The organism is Aequoribacter sp. (genome assembly GCF_965659035.1).
GTDB lineage: Bacteria > Pseudomonadota > Gammaproteobacteria > Pseudomonadales > Halieaceae > Aequoribacter.
The window spans coordinates 6,618-9,580 of the sequence record NZ_CBFHWH010000025.1; the positions used below are offsets into that span (position 1 = coordinate 6,618).

Genomic DNA, 2,963 nt, shown 5'->3' on the forward strand with positions numbered 1-2,963 from the left:
CCAGATAGCTCTGCAACCACTCGATCCTTGCCGCCAAATCCTCAACAGACTGGCGACCAAGATCTTCCATACCCAAACTTTCGTAAAAGGCGTGCGCGAGTTGCACTAACGAGCCCTGCCTGGGCATATCTTTGCTTTTTTGCTGCAAGTCGTTCGTTAATTCATCAAGCCTTTGTTCTTTCGTCAGCAGCGGCGTCATAGAAATTTCTTACCCTTAATCGACAATTCGCTCGATAGCGCTTGATTTTTGGCTTTAAGCCCTCATAGTACCAAGAACTTTCTGGGCACATACGAGTCCTAACAAACACCTGCTCATTACGAAGTGAGCACGTGGTTGGGCTTTTCCAAATAATACGCCCGAAATCACAGGCATGAAATAGGAGATACTGTGGCACAGTCGGAAATCCGCGCACTCGAAACCTGGTTATCACAGCAAATTGTCGGCCAAGCACACTTGGTTAATCGCCTCGTCATTGCCCTACTTGCTGACGGTCACTTACTTGTAGAGGGTGCACCCGGACTTGCAAAAACCCGCGCGATAAAATCCCTTGCGGACGGTATCGAAGGTAACTTTCATCGGATTCAGTTTACCCCCGACCTGTTACCCGGCGACGTGACAGGCACCGAGATTTATCGTCCACAAGACGGCACCTTCGAGTTCCAACAAGGTCCAATTTTCCACAACCTTGTGCTAGCCGACGAAATCAACCGAGCACCGGCCAAAGTACAGTCGGCGCTTCTAGAAGCCATGGCCGAACGCCAGATCTCAGTGGGCAGCCAAACCTACGCACTACCTAAATTGTTCTTGGTAATGGCAACACAAAACCCAATCGAGCAAGAAGGCACTTACCCGCTCCCAGAGGCGCAGCTCGACCGTTTTCTTATGCACGTTAAAGTCGACTATCCTAACGCCGATGCCGAGCGACAGATCTTGGCGATATCAAGACAAGAAGCCAGTGGAATCCCTGCCACAACGCAGCCTGAGTTAAGCCAAGCCAGCATTTTCAAAGCACGACATGCTGCACTTGGACTACACATGAGCGAGGCAGTCGAGAACTATATCGTTCAACTGATTATGGCGACTCGCCAGCCCAGTGCCTACTCGCCAGAGCTTGCGACGTGGATCGAATTTGGTGCCAGCCCGCGCGCTACGATTGCCTTGGACCGTTGTTCAAGAGTACACGCATGGTTAGCGGGTCGTGACTTTGTTACCCCTGAAGACGTACTTGCTATTGCACCTGACGTACTGAGACATCGTATACTGCAAAGCTTTGAAGCCGAGGCCAATGGCATAGGCACCGACAAAATTATTGAGCAACTACTTCGCTTAGTACCTATTGGATGATGCGAACTCAAGCAATATCGAGCAGAGCACCCCAAGGCGCGCACTGCCGCTTAGATGCTTTGCTGGCAACTCGATATCTCGCGCGCAACCTTAATTTGCACGCGCGCAGCCCTGCACTGGCCCTGTTGGCAGGCCAGCAGAGTAGCTCACGTCGCGGCCGCGGCTTAGATTTTGATGAGGTCCGCAAGTACTACCCCGGCGACGACGTGCGTTCTATTGATTGGAGAGTCACGGCACGGACTGGCGACGCTCACACCAAATTGTTTAAAGAAGAACGCGAACGCCCAGTGCTTATCGCCGTAGATCAACGCAATAGCTTATTCTTCGGTTCACAAACCTGCATGAAGTCCGTATGGGCCGCCGAATTTTCTGCCACGATTGCCTGGGCAGCACTCGAAAACGGTGATCGCATAGGCGGCTTAATCGCGGGACAAGCCGAACACTGCGAACTCCGCCCCAAAGCGTCACGCAGCAGCGTTTTGCACTTTCTTCAAAACTTACTGGCGCTCAATCAAGCCCTGCCTGACCAATCTAAGAAGTCGACGGGGTTGGATTTTGCCGAGCAGCTACTGGCTTTGCGACGCATTAGTCGGCCCGGAACCCATATTTTTATTGTCAGCGATTTCGCCGATTACGCGAGCCAGCAACACCTGCCTCATCTGAGCTATTTGGCCCGCCACAACCGCCTGACCCTCTGCATGATTAGCGATCCGATGGAGGCTGTGGCACCGCCTCCGGGCTACTACCAATTCACCGATGGCGACACAATAGCGGGGCTCGACACGGGCTCTGCGCCAGTGCGAGAAGCCTATGTGCAAACTTTTCAAAACCGGCTCGACACCCTGCGCGCCGATTGTTTGAAAACGGCCATTCCGCTCATCGAAGCGAAAACTACCGATGCCGTGATGGAAGTGCTGCAGCCCTTGTTTGGAGCACGTCGATGAATCCGCAGGATCCATTAGCACAGCTGCGCCCGCTACACCTACCGGCAGCAGACTTCAGCTGGCCGCTGGCGCCAGGCTGGTGGATATTGGCAAGCCTCATCGTTATCGTATTGATCCTAGTGCTCACGGCTTTGTACCGCTACCACCAGCGCCGCGCGGTGTTGCGGCAAGCACGAGCGGAGCTGCGCAAGATTGCCACCCGCTGGGGCGACCGCGAAAGCAGCCAAGACGCGGTAGTTGCGATAAACGCTCTGTTAAAAGCCGTCGCTCTGCACTACCAAAAGGATACGACCACAGCCTCTCTGACGGGCAAAAATTGGCAAGCCTGGCTGCAAAACACCACCCGGAAACGACAACAAAACGCCTGCCAGTTCGACTTTACGTGGCAGGTCTACTCGGGAAACCAGGACCAGCTGTGGGCGAACCGAGAAGCGACACTAAAAGACAGCGAGCGCTGGTTAGCGGGGCATAAGGGACGACATTATGCTTGAGTGGAATTGGCCATGGGCATTGGCACTACTTCCTCTACCGGTTTTGCTGGTCTTTCTGCGATCGCGTGAAACCTCGCAAGAGACGGCCCTTTGGGTACCACAATTTCGACTCTGGCAGTCACTAGGTAATGCGTCTCGCGGACCCCGCTCTTTGTTTCAACGAGGCAATTTCTGGCTGCAGTT

3 protein-coding genes are annotated in these 2,963 nt (G+C 53.7%); all 3 read left to right on the forward strand.

Annotated elements, in window-relative coordinates; all coding sequences use genetic code 11:
• The first annotated feature begins 388 nt into the window (after positions 1 to 388).
• The 3 genes from ACTF5Z_RS05835 to ACTF5Z_RS05845 are packed head-to-tail and all read left to right on the forward strand — an operon-like array spanning position 389 to position 2,780.
• Complete coding sequence (locus tag ACTF5Z_RS05835; protein WP_423853232.1) at positions 389 to 1,345, forward strand: AAA family ATPase; 957 nt, start codon at positions 389 to 391, stop codon at positions 1,343 to 1,345.
• Positions 1,342 to 2,289 carry a DUF58 domain-containing protein gene (locus ACTF5Z_RS05840; protein WP_438984858.1) on the forward strand — a complete coding sequence of 316 codons (948 nt, stop codon included), beginning with the start codon at positions 1,342 to 1,344 and terminating at the stop codon, positions 2,287 to 2,289. The genes ACTF5Z_RS05835 and ACTF5Z_RS05840 overlap by 4 nt, the downstream gene beginning before the upstream one ends.
• Entirely contained in the window at positions 2,286 to 2,780 is a 495-nt protein-coding gene (locus ACTF5Z_RS05845) for a DUF4381 domain-containing protein (RefSeq protein WP_423853236.1), read from the forward strand. Before ACTF5Z_RS05840 ends, ACTF5Z_RS05845 begins: the two co-directional genes overlap by 4 nt.
• Positions 2,781 to 2,963: the final 183 nt, after the last annotated feature.